Origin of the sequence: Mesorhizobium sp. M7A.F.Ca.CA.004.04.2.1 (assembly GCF_004022825.1) — a bacterium.
GTDB lineage: Bacteria > Pseudomonadota > Alphaproteobacteria > Rhizobiales > Rhizobiaceae > Mesorhizobium.
Map to the genome: position 1 here is coordinate 1 of NZ_RZPH01000671.1, position 3,377 is coordinate 3,377.

The 3,377-nt window shown below is 67.1% G+C and carries 4 protein-coding genes; all 4 read left to right on the forward strand.

The window, feature by feature from the left end:
- On the forward strand, positions 1–941 hold a 941-nt coding region (locus EN893_RS24950; RefSeq protein WP_245490899.1), incomplete at its 5' end, for an ABC transporter permease.
- A complete protein-coding gene (locus EN893_RS24955) occupies positions 938–1,768 on the forward strand; it encodes an ABC transporter permease (protein ID WP_127270539.1) in 831 nt (276 codons plus the stop codon). The genes EN893_RS24950 and EN893_RS24955, both read left to right, overlap by 4 nt.
- Positions 1,765–2,778, forward strand: coding sequence for an ABC transporter ATP-binding protein (locus EN893_RS24960; protein WP_236383551.1), 1,014 nt, complete (start codon positions 1,765–1,767; stop codon positions 2,776–2,778). The genes EN893_RS24955 and EN893_RS24960 overlap by 4 nt, the downstream gene beginning before the upstream one ends.
- A partial coding sequence (locus EN893_RS24965; protein ID WP_164901081.1) for a dipeptide/oligopeptide/nickel ABC transporter ATP-binding protein occupies positions 2,775–3,377 on the forward strand: 603 nt, incomplete at its 3' end. The genes EN893_RS24960 and EN893_RS24965, both read left to right, overlap by 4 nt.

A 3,377-nucleotide genomic window follows, 5' to 3' on the forward strand; every position in this document is an offset into this window, starting at 1 on the left:
TCTTCGTGCTGCTGATCGTCGTCGTCGGCACCTTCCTGCTGCTCGAAGCTGCCCCCGGCGATGCGGTCGATGCCTATATCGTCTCGACCGGTGGCGACGCCGGCATGATCGAATTGTTGCGACATCGCTGGGGCCTCGACCAGTCGGAGCTGACGCGGCTCGCCAATTACCTCTGGGCGCTGTTGCATCTCGATCTCGGCCAGTCGGTGACCTTCTCCAGGCCGATCCGCGACGTCATCCTCGAACGCCTGCCCAACACGCTGCTGTTGATGGTCAGCGCCACCGCGCTCTCCTTCGGGCTCGGCTCGGCACTCGGCATCTACGCCGGCGCACAGCCGGGCAGCTTCCGCGACCGCTTCCTGTCGATCGGCTCGCTAGCGCTCTATGCAGTGCCGGGTTTCTGGCTCGGCCTGGTGCTGATCGTCGTCTTTGCCGTCGACCTGCGCTGGCTGCCGATCGGCGGCATCGAAACCCTGGCCTCTGACAAGACCGGTCTTGACCGCGCCGCCGACATCGCCGTCCATCTCGCCCTGCCCGTTTCCGCCCTCGGCTTCATCTACCTGGCGCTCTATCTGCGCATGATGCGCGCCGGCATGGCCGAGGTCTGGCGGCAGGATTTCGTCCTGGCCGCACGCGCCAAAGGATTGTCACGCCGCCGCATCGTGCTCGCCCACGTCGCCCGCAATGCACTGCTGCCGCTGATCACCATGCTCGGCCTGCAGTCGGCGCAGATGCTCGGCGGCAGCGTCGTCATCGAGAGCGTTTTTTCCGTGCCCGGCCTCGGCCGGCTGGCGCAGGAGGCGGTCGCCTCCCGCGACACGCCGCTTCTGCTCGGCATTATCCTCACCAGCGCAGTCCTGGTCCTTGTCATCAATTTGCTCGTCGACATCGCCTACGCCTTCCTCGATCCGCGCGTAGGCGCCAGCGAGGCCGGCGCATGAGCCCGCTCCGCCGCTTTCTGCGCACGCCCGAGGCGGTCGCCGGCGCCATGCTCCTGGCGGCGCTGATCGCTATGGCGCTGTCGGCGCCGCTGCTGTTCCCCGGCGACCCGCAGGCCATCGCCGGCCCGGCGCTGCTGCCGCCGTTCCAGGACTGGTCGCTGCCGCTCGGCACCGACCGGCTTGGCCGCGACGTGCTGGCCGAGCTTTTTCATGGCGCCCGCACATCGCTGGCTGTCGGGCTCGCGGCCGCGGCCGCCGCACTTGTCGTCGGCGCCGTGGTCGGCACGTTGGCCGGCTTTGCCGGCGGCCTCGTCGACGAGGTGCTGATGCGCATCACCGACGCCTTCCAGACCGTGCCGAGCTTCCTGCTGGCACTGGCCTTCGTCAGCGTCGTCGGACCGTCGCTCGGCGTCGTCGTGATTGCCATCGCGCTCGGCACCTGGACCGGACCAGCCCGGGTCGCCCGCGCGGAAGTCCTCTCCATTCGCGAACGCGATTATGTCGCCGGGGCCAGGGTCATCGGCATGCACCCGCTGGCGATCGCCTTTCGCGAGGTGCTGCCCAATGCCCTGCCGCCGGTGCTGGCGATGTCGTCGGTGATCGTCGCCGCCGCGATCCTCACCGAAGCGGCGTTGTCGTTCCTCGGCCTGGGCGACCCCAACCGGGTCACCTGGGGCGGAATGATCGCCGAAGGCCGCGCTGTCCTGCGTACCGCGCCCTTCCTGTCGATTGTCCCGGGCATAGCGCTGGTGCTGACCGTGCTCGGCGTCTATCTCGCCGGCGAAGGCATTGTCGAGACGACAGCGGTCAGGAGAGACCTGTCGTGACCACGCTCGCTTCGATCCGCGACCTGACGGTGACCTACCGGCGTGACGGCAATGAGGTGGCAGCGCTGAGGAGTGTAGGCCTCGATATTGCCAATGGCGAACGCCTCGCCATCATCGGCGAAAGCGGTTCAGGCAAAAGCACGCTGGCACTGGCGATTGCCGGGCTGTTGCCTGCGTCCGCCAAGGTTGATGGGCGGATCGATTGGTTCTTACATCCGCCGTTGGGCGCCAAGGCGCCCCCCTCTGTCCTGCCGGACATCTCCCCCTCAAGGGGGGAGATTGGCAGTTCCCCCGCAGGCCCTCTTTCTGCATCTCTGGCGATGGGCGAAAGTGGAGACAAGGGCGTAATCTCCCCTCTTGAGGGGGAGATGTCCGGCAGGACAGAGGGGGGCCTCGTAAGGCGCAAAGTCCGAAAGTCTTCCCTCAAACAGAGCTACATCCCCCGCCTCGGCCGCGACATCGGCTTCGTCTTCCAGGACCCCTCCGCCAGCCTCGATCCTGTCATGACCATCGGCAAGCAAATCGCCGAAGTAGCGCGCACGCATCTCGGCCTCACCTGGTCCCAGTCCTATGCCAAGGCCAAAAGCCTGCTGGAGCGCGTCCGCCTGCCGGACCCGGACTCAGCCTTGCGCGCCTTCCCGCATCAGCTTTCCGGCGGCCAGAAGCAGCGTGTGGCGATCGCCGCAGCCATTGCGGCCGGTCCGAAATTGCTGATCGCCGACGAAGCGACCAGCGCGCTCGATACCATCGTACAGGCCGAGATCGTCGCCTTGATCCGACGCCTGGTGACCGAGGACGGCATGACGCTGCTGTTCATCAGCCATGACATCGCGCTGGCGGCCGATCTTGCCGACCGCATCGCCGTTTTCCGTCATGGCCAGTTGGTCGAGCTTGGCATGACGGCGCAGATTGTCGGCGCCCCGGCCCAGCCCTATACGCGTGCATTGCTCGACGCCCATATAGGCCTCGACACCAGGCCGTTGCTGGACCGAGCCGGGCTCCACGCATGAGCCTGCTGGCGGTGTCCAACCTGACCAAGCGCTACCGTCGCGGCGACAAGACTATCGCTGCCGTCGACGATGTCTCCTTTCACATCGACCCCGGTGAGACGCTGGCGTTGGCGGGACCTTCCGGCAGCGGCAAGTCGACGATCGCGCGGTTGGTGCTGCGATTGATCGAGCCGGACGCCGGGCGCATCGACTTCGAGGGCAGTGATTTCCTGGCCTTGAGCGGCGCCAAGCTGCGTGCACGCCGCGCACGCCTGCAAATGGTGTTCCAGGATCCATTGGCCGCCTTCAACCCGCGCGCCACGGTGGCGCGTGTGCTCGACGATCCCTTGCGCATCCATGGCATCGCCTCCCCCGCCGAGCGGCCGCGCCGCATCGCCGCCTTGCTGGAGCGCGTCGGGCTGACGGCTGATCTCGCCCCACGCGCCATCCACGAAATCTCCGGCGGCCAGCGGCAGCGCGTCGCCATTGCGCGCGCCATCGCCACAAAGCCGTCGCTGATCGTGCTCGACGAGGCGGTGTCGGCGCTCGACGTCTCCGTGCGCGGAGAGATCCTCGAGCTTTTGCTCGACCTGCAACGCCAGGAAAAGATCGCCTATCTC

What these genes read in the sequence shown, in the direction of transcription:
- EN893_RS24955 (WP_127270539.1), top strand. Translation starts at nt 938, where the DNA reads ATGAGCCCGCTCCGCCGCTTTCTGCGCACGCCCGAGGCGGTCGCCGGC.